Origin of the sequence: Bradyrhizobium sp. SPXBL-04 (assembly GCF_051853035.1) — a bacterium.
Lineage (GTDB): Bacteria > Pseudomonadota > Alphaproteobacteria > Rhizobiales > Xanthobacteraceae > Bradyrhizobium > Bradyrhizobium zhanjiangense.
Map to the genome: position 1 here is coordinate 7,360,415 of NZ_CP182472.1, position 15,499 is coordinate 7,375,913.

At 64.5% G+C, this 15,499-nt stretch carries 8 protein-coding genes; 6 read left to right on the forward strand and 2 right to left on the reverse strand.

Going from position 1 to position 15,499, the window contains the following annotated elements; all coding sequences use genetic code 11:
• Window positions 1-2: 2 nt before the first annotated feature.
• The 5 genes from treS to treY are packed head-to-tail and all read left to right on the forward strand — an operon-like array spanning window position 3 to window position 12,045.
• Window positions 3-3,296 (forward strand): maltose alpha-D-glucosyltransferase, encoded by a 3,294-nt coding sequence (treS, locus tag ACNJX8_RS35125; RefSeq protein ID WP_439358438.1) that lies wholly within the window; start codon window positions 3-5, stop codon window positions 3,294-3,296.
• Window positions 3,289-5,427 carry a 1,4-alpha-glucan branching protein GlgB gene (glgB, locus tag ACNJX8_RS35130; protein ID WP_439358439.1) on the forward strand — a complete coding sequence of 713 codons (2,139 nt, stop codon included), beginning with the start codon at window positions 3,289-3,291 and terminating at the stop codon, window positions 5,425-5,427. The genes treS and glgB overlap by 8 nt, the downstream gene beginning before the upstream one ends.
• 3 nt (window positions 5,428-5,430) lie before the next feature.
• A complete protein-coding gene (gene glgX, locus ACNJX8_RS35135; protein ID WP_128936171.1) occupies window positions 5,431-7,509 on the forward strand; it encodes a glycogen debranching protein GlgX in 2,079 nt (692 codons plus the stop codon).
• Window positions 7,506-9,260 (forward strand): malto-oligosyltrehalose trehalohydrolase, encoded by a 1,755-nt coding sequence (gene treZ, locus ACNJX8_RS35140; RefSeq protein ID WP_439358441.1) that lies wholly within the window; start codon window positions 7,506-7,508, stop codon window positions 9,258-9,260. Before glgX ends, treZ begins: the two co-directional genes overlap by 4 nt.
• A 1-nt stretch (window position 9,261) precedes the next feature.
• A complete protein-coding gene (gene treY / locus ACNJX8_RS35145) occupies window positions 9,262-12,045 on the forward strand; it encodes a malto-oligosyltrehalose synthase (RefSeq protein WP_439358442.1) in 2,784 nt (927 codons plus the stop codon).
• A gap of 2 nt (window positions 12,046-12,047) precedes the next feature.
• Here treY and ACNJX8_RS35150 read toward each other — a convergent pair whose 3' ends face one another.
• Window positions 12,048-12,365 (reverse strand): polyhydroxyalkanoic acid system family protein, encoded by a 318-nt coding sequence (locus ACNJX8_RS35150; RefSeq protein WP_128936174.1) that lies wholly within the window; start codon window positions 12,363-12,365, stop codon window positions 12,048-12,050.
• 179 nt (window positions 12,366-12,544) lie between these two features.
• Between ACNJX8_RS35150 and ACNJX8_RS35155 the strand changes: the two genes are divergently transcribed.
• On the forward strand, window positions 12,545-12,709 hold the full coding sequence (locus ACNJX8_RS35155; protein WP_211384334.1) for a DUF3309 family protein: 165 nt from the start codon (window positions 12,545-12,547) through the stop codon (window positions 12,707-12,709).
• A gap of 94 nt (window positions 12,710-12,803) precedes the next feature.
• Here the strand turns inward: ACNJX8_RS35155 and ligD are convergent, their stop codons facing one another.
• On the reverse strand, window positions 12,804-15,491 hold the full coding sequence (gene ligD, locus ACNJX8_RS35160) for a DNA ligase D (RefSeq protein WP_439358443.1): 2,688 nt from the start codon (window positions 15,489-15,491) through the stop codon (window positions 12,804-12,806).
• Window positions 15,492-15,499: the final 8 nt, after the last annotated feature.

Genomic DNA, 15,499 nt, shown 5'->3' on the forward strand with positions numbered 1-15,499 from the left:
CCATGAATGTTCTGTCTTCCGTCGACACCAAGAAAGCCGAGGCTGCCGAGATCGTGGACGAGCTCTGGTACAAGGACGCCATCATCTACCAGCTCCACGTCAAGGCGTTTGCCGACAGCAACAATGACGGCATCGGCGACTTCGCCGGGCTGACGGAGAAGCTGCCCTATCTCCAGGAACTCGGCGTCACCGCGCTGTGGCTGCTGCCGTTCTATCCCTCGCCTGGCCGCGACGACGGTTACGACATCGCCGATTACGGCGCGGTCAATCCCGATTTCGGGACGATGAAGGATTTCAAGCGCTTCATCCAGGAGGCGCAGAAGCGGGGCCTGCGCGTCATCACCGAGCTGGTCGTCAATCACACCTCGGACCAGCACAAGTGGTTCAAGCGCGCGCGCCGCAGCCATCCGGGCTCGAGCGCCCGCAACTGGTATGTCTGGAGCGACACCGATCAGAAATACCAGGGCACGCGCATCATCTTCACCGACACGGAGAAGTCGAACTGGACCTGGGACCCCGAGGCCGGCGCCTTCTACTGGCACCGCTTCTTCTCGCACCAGCCGGACCTCAATTTCGACAATCCGCGCGTGGTGAGCGCGCTCATCCAGGTGATGAAGCGCTGGCTCGATGCCGGTGTCGACGGCTTCCGGTTGGATGCCATTCCCTATCTGTGCGAGCGCGAGGGCACCTCGAACGAGAACCTGCCCGAGACGCATGCGATCATCAAGCGCTTGCGCCAGGAGCTCGACGCCTACTCCAAGGGCAAGCTGCTGCTGGCCGAGGCCAATCAATGGCCGGAGGACGTGCAGGAATATTTCGGCCGTGGCGACGAATGCCACATGGCCTACCACTTCCCGCTGATGCCGCGGATCTACATGGCGATCGCACAGGAGGACCGTTTCCCGATCACCGACATCCTGCGCCAGACCCCGGACATTCCGGCGACCTGCCAATGGGCGCTGTTCCTGCGCAACCATGACGAATTGACGCTGGAGATGGTCACCGACGTCGAGCGCGACTATCTCTGGACCACCTACGCCAACGACCCGCGCGCGCGCATCAATGTCGGCATTCGCCGGCGCCTTGCGCCGCTGATGGACAATGACCGCCGCAAGATCGAGCTGATGAACTCGCTGCTGCTGTCCTTCCCCGGCACGCCGATCGTCTACTACGGCGACGAGATCGGGATGGGCGACAACATCTATCTCGGCGACCGCAACGGCGTGCGCACGCCGATGCAGTGGAGCCCGGACCGCAACGGCGGCTTCTCACGCTGCGACCCGGCCCGCCTCTACGCGCCGCTGATCATGGACCCGGTCTACGGCTACGAGTCGGTGAACGTGGAGGCGCAATCGCGCAGCCTGTCCTCGCTGCTCAGCGCCACCAAGCGGCTGATCTCGGTGCGCAAGTCGACGCTTGCCTTCGGCCGCGGCACCATGACCTTCATCCGCCCGGCCAACCGCGCCGTGCTGGCTTACGTCCGGCAATATCGCGACGAGGTGATCCTCTGCGTCGCCAATTTGTCGCGCGCCGCGCAGGCGACCGAGCTTGACCTGTCACCCTGGAAGGACCGCATCCCGCAGGAAATGCTCGGCCGCACGCGCTTCCCCGCGATCGGCGAGCTGCCCTACATGATCACGCTGGGGCCCTACGGCTTCTACTGGTTCCAGCTTCAGGAGCGCGACAAGTCCGAGCCGGTGACGCCGCGCGCGGTGCCTGAGTTCGAGACGCTGGTGGTGCCGGTGAACTCCAATTGGGTGTCGCTCGCCCGCGAGCGCGGCGTGTTCGAGCGCGACGTGCTGCCGGGATTCCTGTCGCGGACGCGATGGTATCCCGAGCACAATGCCAAGCACATCAAGACCACGCTGACCTCGGCGGCGCCGTTCTGCGACATCGGCGACAACCGGCCCTGGATCGCGTTCTTCGAGACCAAGCAGGGGAACGAGACGACACGCTACGTGCTGCCGTTGCAGATCGAGTGGGTGCGCTTCGATCGCGAACGCTTCAACCCGAAGGCGCTCGCCGCAGTGCGTCAGGGCGCGCGCGAAGGCACGCTGCTCGATGTCGCGACCGAGCAGATCTTCATCGGCCTGTTCCTGCGCAATTTGTCGCAGAACCTGGCAGTGGAAGAGAACAACCTGCGGCTGGAATTCAAGGCGACCAGCCGGTTTGCCGATTACATCATCAAGGAGCCCGAACGCATCCGCGCGATCGAGCAGTCGAACAGCACCGCGCTGATCGACAATCAATACGTCGCCAAGATCTATCGTCGGCTCGAAAGCGGCATCAGTCCCGAGATCGAGATCGGCCACTATCTCACAGAGGTCGCCCGCTTTGCCAACACGCCGGCCCTGCTGGGTAGCGTCGAGCTGGTCGAGGGCGAGCAGCGCAGCGCGCTCGGCGTGCTGCATGCCTATGTCGAGAACCAGGGCGACGGCTGGACTGTGACAACGGGCTATCTCGATCGCTATATCGACGAGCAGCGCGTATTGCCGGCGGGCGAAACGCTCCGCGAAACCCAGGAGCAGGCGCCTTATCTGCACTTCATCGCGCAGATCGGCCGGCGGCTCGGCGAGCTGCATGTCGCGCTGGCCGCGGCAAAGCCGGACGAACTCGCTCCGGAGCCGATCGGCTCCTCGTACATCACGCGCCTCGTCTCCGACCTCAAGGCGCGCGCCGAGCGGGTCTTCGAATGGCTGGCCGACAGCCGCGACGGTCTGCGGGAGGCGGACCGGCCGCTGATCGATCAGCTCACGGAGGCGCGCGCGACCCTGCCCGACCGGCTGAATGCGCTATTGCCTTCCGGGATCGGCGGGTTGAACATCCGTCATCATGGCGACTTCCGTCTCGGGCAAACTCTGATCGTGAAGGACGATATCTTCATCATCGACTTCGACGGCGATCCGCGTGTGCCACTGGCCGACAAGCGGCGCAAGGCGCCGGCGGCGCGCGACGTCGCGGGCCTGATCCACTCGATTGATGTTTCGGTCAACGCGGCCCTCAGTCGCGCGCTGACGGGCGCTTCCGACGAGCAGGGCCGGCTCGCGGCCGCGCTCGACGAATGGCGCGAGCGCGCTACCGCAACCTTCTTGTCCGCCTATCGCGAAACCATGACCGATCGGCGGCTATGGCCGCAAGATCCGCAGTCCGCGGACGGCCTGATAAGTTTCTTCCTGCTTGATCAAGCGTTCAACGAAGTAGAGTACGAGCTGTCCCACCGGCCTGAGGGGCTCAATGCGCCGCTGACCGGACTGCTTCGCATTCTGTCCAGTGCCGAGAGCGAAGCCCATGCCTAAACTCCCTGCTGAGGCCTACGCGATCATCGAAGGCCGCCACTCCGACCCCTTCCACTATCTCGGGCTGCATCCCGAGGGCGGTAGAAGCGTGGTGCGCGCCTTTCTCCCCGAAGCCTCCAATGTCGAGGCGGTCGGCGAGCATGGCGAAGTCGCCCCGCTCGACCGTGTGCACGATTCCGGCCTGTTCATCGGGGCCCTGCCCAACGGCTCGAAGCATTACCAGCTGCGCGCGAAATTCGGCGGCAACGTCGTCGAGTTCGAGGACGCCTACCGCTTTCCGCCGATCCTGACCGATTTCGACCTTTATCTGCTCGGCGAAGGCACCCACCAGCGCCTCTACGACAAGCTCGGCGCCCATCCGATGCGGCACGAAGGTGTCGACGGTATCGGCTTCGTGGTGCTGGCGCCGAATGCGCGGCGGGTGTCCGTGGTCGGCGATTTCAATTTCTGGGACGGGCGACGCCATCCCATGCGGGTACGCGGCAGCGGCTATTGGGAGCTGTTCATCCCGCATGCGAAGATTGGCGATCACTACAAGTTCGAAGTCATCGGCCCGCACGGCCATATGCTTCCGTTGAAATCCGATCCGCTGGCCTTTGCGAGCGAGGTGCGACCCAAGACAGCGTCGATCGTGTTCGACGAGGCGCGCCTGCCGCGGCCGCGGCCGGCGCCCGACGGCATCAACGCGCTGTCGGCGCCGATGTCGATCTACGAGGTCCATCTCGGCTCGTGGCGGCGCAAGAACGGCAATGAATGGCTGACCTATCGCGAACTGGCCGAGCAGCTGCCGGCCTATGCCCGCGACATGGGCTTCACCCATCTCGAATTCCTCCCGGTGAGCGAGCATCCGTTCGACGGCTCCTGGGGTTACCAGCCGACCGGCCTCTATGCCCCGACCAGCCGCTTCGGCACGCCGGAGGATTTTGCCGTTCTCGTCGATGCCTGCCACCGCGAAGGCGTCGGCGTGCTGCTCGACTGGGTGCCCGGCCATTTCCCGGACGATCCGCACGGGCTAGGCCATTTCGACGGTACCTCGCTCTACGAGCACGCCAATCCGCTCCAGGGCCGCCACCTCGACTGGGGCACGCTGATCTACAATTACGGCCGCACCGAAGTGACGAACTTCCTGGTGTCGAACGCGCTGTTCTGGCTGGAGCGCTACGCGATCGACGGCCTGCGCGTCGATGCCGTGGCATCGATGCTCTATCTCGATTACAGCCGGCCGCCCGGCGCGTGGATTCCGAACCAGTATGGCGGGCGGGAGAACATCGAGGCGATCAACTTCCTGCGCCGTTTCAACACGGAAGTCTTCGCCCGTTTCCCGCAGGCGACCACGGCGGCCGAGGAGTCCACCGCCTGGCCTCAGGTCTCACGCCCGGTCGAATTCGGCGGGCTCGGCTTTGGCTACAAGTGGAACATGGGCTGGATGCACGACACGCTGAGCTACATCAGCAAGGATCCGATCTACCGCAAGCACCACCACGGCGAGATCCTGTTCGGCCTGCACTACGCGTTCTCGGAAAACTTCATCCTGCCGCTGTCGCATGACGAGGTCGTGCACGGCAAGCGCTCGATCCTCGGCCGCATGCCTGGCGACGAGTGGCAGCGCTTCGCGAACTTGCGCGCCTATTACAGCTTCATGTTCGGCCATCCCGGCAAGAAGCTGTTGTTCATGGGCGCGGAGATCGCGCAGAGCCGCGAATGGAACCATGACCAGTCGCTCGACTGGCACCTGCTCGAATACAAGTACCATTCCGGCATCCAGGCGCTGATCCGCGACCTCAACCGGCTCTATCGCGCGGTGCCGGCGCTGCACCAGATGGATTGCGACCAGGCCGGCTTCGAATGGCTGATCACCGACGACGCCAATCGCAACGTGTTCGCCTGGCTGCGCAAGGGCTTCGACGAGCAAGCGCGGTGCCTGGTGATCATCAACTTCTCGCCGAACGTCTACCAGAACTATCGCGTTCGCGTGCCCTTTGGCGGCAAGTGGAAGGAAGTGCTCAACTCGGATTCCGCCCACTATGGCGGCAGCAACGTCGGCAACATCGGCGAAGTCCATGCCGAGGGCGGCGAGCTCCGCCTCACAATTCCGCCACTTGCCGCGATCTTCCTCGTTCCAGAAAGCTGACACATGCGCTTGACTGCTGGATCGCCCGCACGCCTCGGCGCAAGCTGGGACGGACGCGGCACCAATTTCGCGCTGTTCTCCGCCAACGCGCAGAAGGTCGAGCTCTGCCTGTTCGACACGCAAGGCCGCCGCGAGCTCGAACGCATCGAATTGCCCGAGAGGACCGAGGACGTCTGGCACGGTTATCTCAACGACGTCTCGCCCGGCCAGCTCTACGGCTATCGTGTGCACGGCCCCTACGAGCCCGAGCACGGCCACCGCTTCAACGCCAACAAGCTGCTGCTCGACCCCTATGCCAAGCGGCTGGCCGGACGGCTGGTCTGGAGCGATGCGCATTTCGCCTACCGCACCGGCTCGCCGCGCGAGGACCTGTCGTTCGACCGGCGCGACAATGCGCGCGGCATGCCGAAGGCCGTCGTCGTCGACGAGACCTTCAACTGGGGCCGGCGCGAGATCCGTCCCAACATCCCCTGGGAAGACACCATCATCTACGAGGCCCACGTCAAGGGCCTGACGCAGAAGCGCGACGACGTGCCGCCGAATCTGCGCGGCACCTATGGTGGCCTGTCATCGCCGGCGATGATCGAGCATCTGAAGAGGCTCGGCGTCACCACGATTGAGCTTCTCCCGATCCACAGCTTCGTCGACGACCGCATCCTGGTGGAGAAGAAGCTCGCCAATTACTGGGGTTACAACACGCTATCCTTCTTCGCGCCCGAGCCGCGCTACGCCCAGGACAACGCGCTGGATTCCTTCCGCACCACGGTCGCGCGGCTGCACGATGCCGGCATCGAGGTGATGCTGGACGTTGTCTACAACCACACCGCCGAGGGCAATCACCTCGGCCCGACGCTGTGCTATCGCGGCATCGACAACGCCTCCTATTACTGGCTGAACCGCGAGAACCCGCGCTATTACGACGATTTCACCGGCTGCGGCTCGTCGGTGAACCTCACCCATCCGCGCGTGCTCCAGATGGTGATGGATTCGCTTCGCTACTGGGTCGAGGTCTGCCATGTCGACGGCTTCCGTTTCGACCTTGCGACCACGCTGGCGCGCGGCCCGAACGGCTTTGATCGCGGCATCTCGTTCCTGACTGCGGTCCGGCAGGATCCGGTGCTGGCGACCGTCAAGCTCGTCGCCGAACCGTGGGATCTCGGGCTCGGCGGCTATCAGGTCGGCGCCTTCCCCTCGCAATGGTCGGAGTGGAACGATCGCTATCGCAGCGCCATGCGCCGCTACTGGAGCGGCGAAGGCAGCCTGATCGGCGACATCTCCAGCCGCATGACGGCGTCATCAGACCTGTTCAACCATGACGGAAGGCGGCCGCGCGCCGGCATCAACCACATCACCGTGCATGACGGCTTCACGCTCGCCGACCTCTTCAGCTACAACGAGAAGCACAACGAGGCCAACGGCGAGGACAATCGCGACGGCTCCAACGACAACCACAGCAACAATTGCGGCGTCGAGGGCCCGACCGACGATCCCCAAATCCTCGGCCTGCGTCGGCAGCTTCGCAAGAACGTGCTGGCCTGCCTGATGCTGGCGCAAGGCGTTCCGCTGATCCTCGCCGGCGACGAGGTCGGCAATTCTCAATCCGGCAACAACAACGCCTATTGCCAGGACAACGAGATCGGCTGGGTCGGCTGGGACAATCTCGGCAAGGAGGGCGACGACATGGTCGATTTCGTCGCCCATCTCGCCGACATCCGCCGCCGGTTCTCGCAACTCCGCAGCCATCGCTGGCTCGACGGCCGCACCAAGGACGGCATCTCCTACGGCGCGCTGTGGCTGACGCCCGCCGGGGACGAGATGACGGAGAACGACTGGAAATTCCCGGAAGGGCGGTTTCTCTCCTATGTGATGGGGCCGATGGAACCGGGCAGCGCCGCGATCTTTATCGTTCTGAACGCCGCTCCCGAAGAGATCGCATTCAAATTGCCCAAAATGACCGAATACAAGAGCTGGCAGCAGATCCTCAACACGACCGAGGCCAGGCTGAACTCGATCGACTTCCTGCCCGGAAGCGACAGCAAGGCGCCGCCGCGATCCGTGCTCGCCTTCGCGGGGGCGCTATGAGGCCATCCTTCGGGGCGAGGCCGACCAAGGACGGCGCGTCGTTCCGGCTGTGGGCGCCCGGCGCGCGCCGCGTCGATCTCCTGCTCGACAGAAGGCACGCGATGCAGCGCCGGCAGGATGGCTGGTACGTGGCCGACATTGCCGGCCTGCGCGCCGGTAGCAATTACAAATTCCGGATCGACGACGAGATCGACGTGCCCGATCCCGCCTCGGCGTTCCAGCCCGAGGATGTGTTCGGCCCGAGCGAGGTGATCGATCACGACGCCTTTGTGTGGCGCGCGCGCGATTGGCGCGGCCGTCCCTGGGAAGAGACGGTGCTGATCGAGACCCATGTCGGCACCTTCACGCCAGAGGGCACCTACCGCGCCATGATCGACAAGCTCGATCATCTCACAGCGAGCGGCATCACCGCACTGGAATTGATGCCGCTGGCCGATTTCGCCGGCCGCCGCGGCTGGGGCTATGACGGCGTACTGTGGTATGCGCCCGACAGCGCCTATGGCCGCCCTGAAGACCTGAAGACGCTGATCGACGAGGCGCATTTGCGCGGACTCATGGTATTCCTCGACGTCGTCTACAATCATTTCGGCCCCGAGGGGAATTACCTCGGCCGCTATGCGCCGACCTTCTTTACCGACGCGCACACGCCATGGGGCAGCACAATCGATTATCGCGTGCCGCAGGTGCGCGCGTTCGCGGTCGAGAACGCACTGTGCTGGCTCAGCGACTACCGCTTCGATGGCCTCAGGCTCGACGCCGCCAATCACATCATGGCTGTCCCGGGCGAGCAGTCCATGCTGCAGGACCTCAGCGTTGCCGCCGGCGAGCTCGCCAAGGCCACGGGACGCCACATCCACCTCGTGCTGGAGAACGGCGACAATCGCGCCAGCCTGCTCGACGCTGCGCAGGACCCGCCGAACGGCAAATATCGCGGCCAGTGGAACGACGATTATCATCACGTCTGGCACGTGATGCTGACCGGCGAGCATGCCGGCTATTATGGCGATTACCAGACGCCGCGCATGGATCTTGCGCGCGCGCTCGCCTCCGGCTTCGTCTACCAGGGCGAGATCTCGGAATTCTGGGGCAAGAAGCCGCGCGGCGAGCCGAGCGGCGAGCTGCCGCCGGCGACCTTCGTCAACTTTCTCCAGAACCACGACCAGATCGGCAACCGCCCGCTCGGCGACCGGCTCGAGAGCCTGGCATCGCCAAAACAGATCGAGGCCGCGCTCGCGGTCACCCTGCTCGCGCCCATGGTGCCGATGCTGTTTCAGGGCGAGGAATGGGGCTCCACGGTGCCCTTCCCATTCTTCTGCGACTTCCACGACGGATTGGCCGATGCCGTGCGCAAGGGGCGCAAGCAGGAATATGCCTGGGCCTATGAGAAATACGGCGATGAGGTGCCTGATCCGCTCGATCCGGCAACGCTGCAATTGGCCGTGCTCGACTGGAACGGCCGCACGCCCGAGCAGGACGCGCGGCTTGCGCTGGTGCGCGAGCTGCTCGCGCTCCGGCGCAAGGAGATCATGCCGCGGCTAAAAGGAGCGAGGTTCGGCCATGCCGAGGCAGCAGATACCGGCTTGCTCACGGCACATTGGCGCATGGGGGACGGCGCGACGCTCCGCCTGACCGCGAATCTCTCGGACAAGGATGTCGCGTATTCCAACAGCAATGCGGGCACGCCGATCTGGGGCGGCGAGGCCGGCGAGCGGCTTCCGCCCTGGTCGGTGGTTTGGCATCTCGGAGGTTAGCATGCCTCCCGCCATTCCGCTCGCGACCTACCGGCTCCAGCTCACCGCGGATTTCGATTTCGACAAGGCCGCCGCGGTCGTGCCCTATCTCAAGGCGCTGGGGATCACGCACCTCTATGCCTCGCCGGTGATGAAGGCGCGCAAGGGCTCGACCCACGGCTACGACACCGTCGATCATAGCCAGCTCAGTCCCGAACTCGGCGGCGAGGCCGGCTTCGCGCGGCTGAGCGAGGCGCTTCAGCAGCACGATCTCGGCCTGATCATTGACTTCGTGCCCAATCATGTCGGCGTGCATTTCGCCGACAATCCCTGGTGGCTCGACGTGCTGGAGTGGGGTCAAGCTTCACCGCATGCGGTCTCCTTCGACATCGACTGGGATCAACTGGCCTTCCGCGCCCGCGGCGGCGTGCTGCTGCCGATTCTCGGCGTATCCTATGGCGAGGCGCTTGAGCGCGGCGAGATCGAGCTTCGCTACGATCCGGATGAGGGAAGTCTTTCCGCCTGGTATTTCGAGCATCGCTTACCTGTCGCGCCGGAGCGCTATGGCGAAGTGCTGCGGATGATCGTCAAGGAAGCGGAGGCGGCAGAAACGGAGCCCGGCAAGCGCCTGCTCGCGCTCGCGGCGCGCTACACCGGACTGCGCCGTCCCAACCGCAAGGAAGCTCCCGCCTTTAAGGCAGAACTCAAGGGCATTGCGGGTGCTGCCGACATCATCGCGCGAGGTCTTGCCGCCTATCGCGCCGCCAAAGACCGTCCCGCGCAGACGCTGGCGCTGCATCACCTGCTCGAGCGTCAACACTACAAGCTCGGTCACTGGCGGCTCGCCTCCAGTGACATCAACTATCGCCGCTTCTTCGACGTCAACGGGCTTGCGGGCTTGCGCGTCGAGGATCCCGGCACGTTTGCCGCCACGCATCGGCTGGTCAAGCAACTCATCGCCGACGGCAGATTGCAAGGCATCCGCCTCGATCACATCGACGGCCTGCGCGATCCCGCGCAATATTGCCAGCGGCTGCGCCGGCTGGTCCGCGATGCACAGGGTACGACGAAGCCCTTCTATACCCTGATCGAGAAGATCCTGTGCGAGCACGAACGCCTGCCGCACTTCGCCGGCGTCCAGGGCACCACCGGCTATGAATGGATGAACGTCCTCACCCAGGTCCTGGTCGACGCCAAGGGGCTGGCGGCGCTGGACGAGACCTGGCGGCAGATCAGCAACCGGCCGCCCCGGCTTGCGCCTTACGTCAAGGACGCCAAGCGGCGGGTGCTGGAGACGCTGCTGACCAGCGAGTTCACCGTGCTGACGCGGCTTTTGGCGCGCATCGCCAACGGGCATTACTCGACGCGCGATTTCTCCGCCGACAGCCTGCGCCAGGCGCTCGAACTCTATGTGCTGCATTTCCCGGTCTACCGCACCTACCTCACGACGAGCGCGCCGACCGCGCACGATCGCAAGCTGATCGAGGAGACCATCGCGCGGGCGCGCGCAGAATGGTTCGCCGCGGATGACGGCATTTTCGATTTCCTGCGCGACGCCCTGACCATGGACCTGCTCAAGCCCGGCCGTCCCCCGCACAGCGCCCCGCGCGTGCGCCGCTTCGCGCTGAAGGTGCAGCAATTCACCGGACCGATGATGGCGAAGTCGCTGGAGGACACCGCGTTCTACCAGTTCCACCGGCTGCTCGCGCTGAACGAGGTCGGCGGCGATCCCGCGAGCATCGGCCTCACCCTTCCCGCTTTCCATCAGGCGATGCACGCGCGCGCCAAGGAATGGCCGCACGGCATGACCGCGACGGCCACCCACGACACCAAGCGCGGCGAGGATGCCCGCGCGCGTATTGCTGCGCTCAGCGAGATTCCCGGCGAATGGACCAGCGCGGTGGCGCGCTGGAAGGTGTTGAACGCGCCGCATCTCACACACCACGGCAGTTTCCGCGCGCCGTCGGCGACCTTCGAGTACATGCTCTACCAGACCCTGCTGGGGGCCTGGCCGCTCCAGGGACCGGATGCCGGCTTCATCGAGCGCATCCAGGCCTATGCCCTCAAGGCCGCGCGTGAAGGCAAGGAGGAGACGAGCTGGCTCAATCCGCACGAAGCGTATGAAAACGGCGTCAAGAGCTTCATCGGCAAGATCCTCGACCCCGCTCAGTCCGCAGAATTCCTGGAGGCGCTGCAGACCCTGGCCCGCCGCGTTGCACTGCTCGGCATGTTGAACTCGCTGAGCCAGCTCACGCTCAAGGCGACACTGCCGGGCGTGCCGGACTTCTACCAAGGCACCGAATTCTGGGACCTGTCGCTGGTCGACCCCGACAACCGTCGTCCCGTGGACTTTGTCGCCTGCCGTGCAGCGCTGAGCTCACTGGACCAGCCGGATTGGCGTGGCCTGATCAAGGCCTGGCCGGACGGCCAGCTCAAGCTGGCCTGGACGCGTCATCTTCTCGAGCTGCGCAACCGGCTTCCCGACATCTTCGTGCGGGGCGACTATCAGCCGCTCGAGGTGAGCGGCGGGCATGCTGACCACGTCATCGCCTTCGCCCGCCGCCATGGCCGCGCGGCCGCGATCGTCGTGGTCGGGCGTCACTTCGCGCCGTTCACGCAAGCGGGCCGGGAATGGCCCGCGCTGGAGGGCTTCGATGCCACCGTCGACATCACCGGCTATGCCGCGACGGATCTTGCGAGCAACGAACTGCCGCTTGCGCAGGCTCTGCGCGATCTTCCCGCGACAATCATCGAGGCGCGCACCGCCAGTGCAGCAAAGCCGATACGGCAGCGCGTGCGCGCCTGAGGCTACTTGCCCCCGTCCTTGGTCAGCAGCAACTGTCCGCGCTTCCTGATTGCGATCTGGGCCATCTCGGCAAAGCGCTGCAACAGCCAGGGCAGCACCACCTCGACCCGGACGTGATCTTCGGTGACGTCGACCTGGCCGGTTGCGATCTGCCCGAGCGCGCGGATGCGGAAATTCATGCTGTCGCCGCTCCAGCGCTCCTCTTCGACTTGCAACACGGGAATGCTTGCTGCGGCGCGGCCAAGCCCCGTCTTGAGCCGGCGCACCGCCTCATCGCGGCCGAGACGATGTGGAATTGAGACGACGAGCGGTTCTGACATGGCCGTGCCCCTGCTGACTGCCCCTCACCTGATCATGCCGCATGAAACGGCAAAAGTTCCATGCATGCCGGAGCTGGGACCCATTTGCGAACGCGGAACTTTAAAACCTGCGGCAAGTTGCCCCCGCACGACGGGACAGGTGCAACGACCCTTTCAAGAAAGGGCTGGAGGAGACTCGCATGTCTATCGGCACGATCATTCTGATCATCTTGGTCATCGCCCTGCTCGGCGGCTTCAGCGGCATTGGCGGCGGGCCGTTCTACGGCACCGGCTATTACGGCGGCGGCGGCCTCGGACTCATCATCGTCATCCTGCTAATCCTGCTCCTGATGGGACGGATATAGGCACGCTTGTAGGGTGGGTTAGCGAAGCGTAACCCACCACGCTTCCTGCGAATATAGAACGAAGTTGGTGGGTTACGCCTTCGGCTAACCCACCCTACTTTTTCGACGCCAGCTTCTTCATGGCCGCCTTGATTGAGGCGGCGGCATCATCATAACCTTCCCACGCTTTCGATCGCGCCAGCAGGCCCGGCACGGTGCGCATCGTATAGCGCTTCGGATCGAGATCGCTCTTCACCTGCGCCCAAGTCAGCGGCATCGACACCGTGGCACCGGCGCGCGCGCGCGGCGACAGCGGGGCAATCGCCGTCGACATACGGTCGTTGCGCAAATAGTCCAGGAAGATCTTTCCCTTGCGCAATTTCTTGGACATGTTGAGCAGATAGCGTTCGGGATCGTCATTGGCCATCCACTGGCAAACGCCTTGCGCAAACGCCTTGGCCTCCTTCCAGCTCACCTTGTCGCGCGCGCCGTAGAGCAGCGGCACCACCACATGGATGCCCTTGCCGCCAGTGGTCTTGCAGAAGCTGTCCATGCCGATATCGGCGAGCCGCTGCCGCATCTCCTTGGCCGCCTCGACGACGTCGGCGAAGTCGACGTCGGGCGCAGGGTCGAGATCGAACACCAGCCGTCCCGGCGTGTCATAGGCATAAGGCGCGCAATTCCATGGATGCAGCTCGACGCCGCCGACCTGCGCCACTGCAGCGAGCCCTTCGATCCGATCGATCTGCAGGTACGGCTTACGGTCGCCGGAGACCCTTGCGAGCTCCAGAAGGTTCGACGTGCCCTGCATGGCATGGCGCTGAAAGAAGCATTCGCCCTTGATGCCGTCAGGAGCGCGGATCAGCGAGCAAGGCCGGCCCTTCAGGTGCACGATCATCCATTCGCCGACGGCTTCGAGATAGCGGGCAAGGTCCAGCTTGGTGACGGGATCGCCATGTCCGTCGTCGGGCCAGAGCTCCTTGTCCGGCTTGGAGATGACGACACCCATGACCTCGGCGTTGCTGCCGCTGGGGGCCGATCGCGCGCCTGGCTTCGCTTTTGCGCGCTTCACTCCTTTGGCTGAGGGTTTGGCGAGCTCGGTGTCGACTGGCGTTTCGGCCTCGACCTCCTCGGCAGGCTTGTCCTGCCGCAGGCCTTTGAAAGCTGCTTGGCGGACATTGCCGTCGGCGGTGAAGCCGGCGAACTCGATCTCGGCAACGAGCTCCGGCTTCAGCCAGTGCATCTCGCGGGTCTTCTTCGGCGCATTCTTGCCGCCGAAGGGACTTTCCTTGGTCGCCATGGCCTTCAACGACGGCATGATGCGCTTGACCTTGTCCGCGCCAAAGCCGGTGCCGACCATGCCGACGAAGGCGAGGTGATCGCCGCGCTGAACGCCGGCCATCAGTGAGCGGAACTTGCCGTTCGTGGTCTTGTAGCCGCCGATCACCACCTCGTGGCCGGCGCGGCATTTCGACTTGACCCAGCTCTCGGTGCGGCCGGAACGATACGGGGCATCCAGCTTCTTCGATACCACCCCCTCGAGCTCGAGCTTGCACGCCGATTGCAGCACGGCATCGCCCCCGCTCTCAAAATGCTCGACATATCGGATCTGGCTCGACTTCCGCTCGCGCGATTCCAGGAGCTCCTTCAGCCGGGCCTTGCGTTCGCCGAGCGGCAGTCGGCGGTAATCCTGGTTCTCGGCGAACAGGAGGTCGAAGGCAAAGAAGATCAGCTCGTCGGTCTTGCCATCGGACAACGCAGCCTGAAGCGAGGAGAAGTTCGGCGCGCCGTTGTGATCGAGCGCGACGATCTCGCCGTCGATCATCACGTCCGGCAGCACGCCCGCATCCTTGGCAATGGAGGCGAACTTGCCGGTCCAGTCGAGGCCTTTGCGGGTCTTGAGCGTTGCTTCGCCGTCCTCGACCCGGAGCTGGACGCGATAGCCGTCGAACTTGATCTCGTGACACCAGCCCCGGTCGGCCGGCGGCCGATCGACCAGCGTACAGAGCTGCGGCGCCACGAAATCCGGTATCTCTGAAACCTTCTTCGCGTTTGCTGCTGTCGTCGCCTTCTTCCTTGCCGTCGTTCCGGCCTTCAACGCCGTGCGCGGCGCCGGCTTCACCGTTCGCCCTTTCGCCTCCTCGGCGCGGTTGGACTGCCAGACCGCATTGGCCTTGCCCTTGGGACCCCTAAGACCCTTGGCCAGCATGAAAGGTTTGGGCGCGCGGCCCTTCCCTTCGGCGATCTGCTCCATCGCGCGACCGGAGGCGACGGACTTGTCCTGGTCGAGGATGTCGTTGTCGGCGCCTTCGCGGACATGTTCGTCGCGGTGCTTGATCAGCAGCCAGTTGGTCCGCTTTTCGCCGTCGCGGTTGCGCATGCGCACCAGCACCCAGCTTCCGTGCAGCTTGTCGCCATGCAGGGTGAATTTGAGATCGCCCTTCTTGAAGCCGGCTTCCGGATCTTCCGATTCCCAAGTGCCTCGATCCCACAGCATCACGGTGCCGCCGCCGTACTGCCCTTCTGGAATCGTACCTTCGAAATCACCATAGTCGAGCGGATGGTCCTCGACCTCGACCGCCAGCCGCTTGTCGTGCGGATCGAGCGAGGGCCCCTTCGTCACCGCCCAGGACTTGAAGACGCCGTCCAACTCGAGCCGGAAGTCGTAATGCAGCCGACTGGCATCATGCTTCTGGATCACGAAGCGCCGCTGCTTCGAGGGCGCGACAGGGGTCTTGCCTGATGGCTCGGGCGTCTTCTCGAAGTCACGCTTCTGTCGGTAAGTGGAGAGTTTTTGCAGCACGACCGGTC

Bases quoted from the DNA above. Each gene is read 5' to 3' on its own strand.
- treZ (WP_439358441.1), top strand. From the start codon at position 7,506: ATGAGGCCATCCTTCGGGGCGAGGCCGACCAAGGACGGCGCGTCGTTC.
- ACNJX8_RS35150 (WP_128936174.1), bottom strand. From the start codon at position 12,365: ATGTCAGAACCGCTCGTCGTCTCAATTCCACATCGTCTCGGCCGCGAT.
- treS (WP_439358438.1), top strand. From the start codon at position 3: ATGAATGTTCTGTCTTCCGTCGACACCAAGAAAGCCGAGGCTGCCGAG.
- treY (WP_439358442.1), top strand. From the start codon at position 9,262: ATGCCTCCCGCCATTCCGCTCGCGACCTACCGGCTCCAGCTCACCGCG.
- glgB (WP_439358439.1), top strand. From the start codon at position 3,289: ATGCCTAAACTCCCTGCTGAGGCCTACGCGATCATCGAAGGCCGCCAC.
- ACNJX8_RS35155 (WP_211384334.1), top strand. From the start codon at position 12,545: ATGTCTATCGGCACGATCATTCTGATCATCTTGGTCATCGCCCTGCTC.
- glgX (WP_128936171.1), top strand. From the start codon at position 5,431: ATGCGCTTGACTGCTGGATCGCCCGCACGCCTCGGCGCAAGCTGGGAC.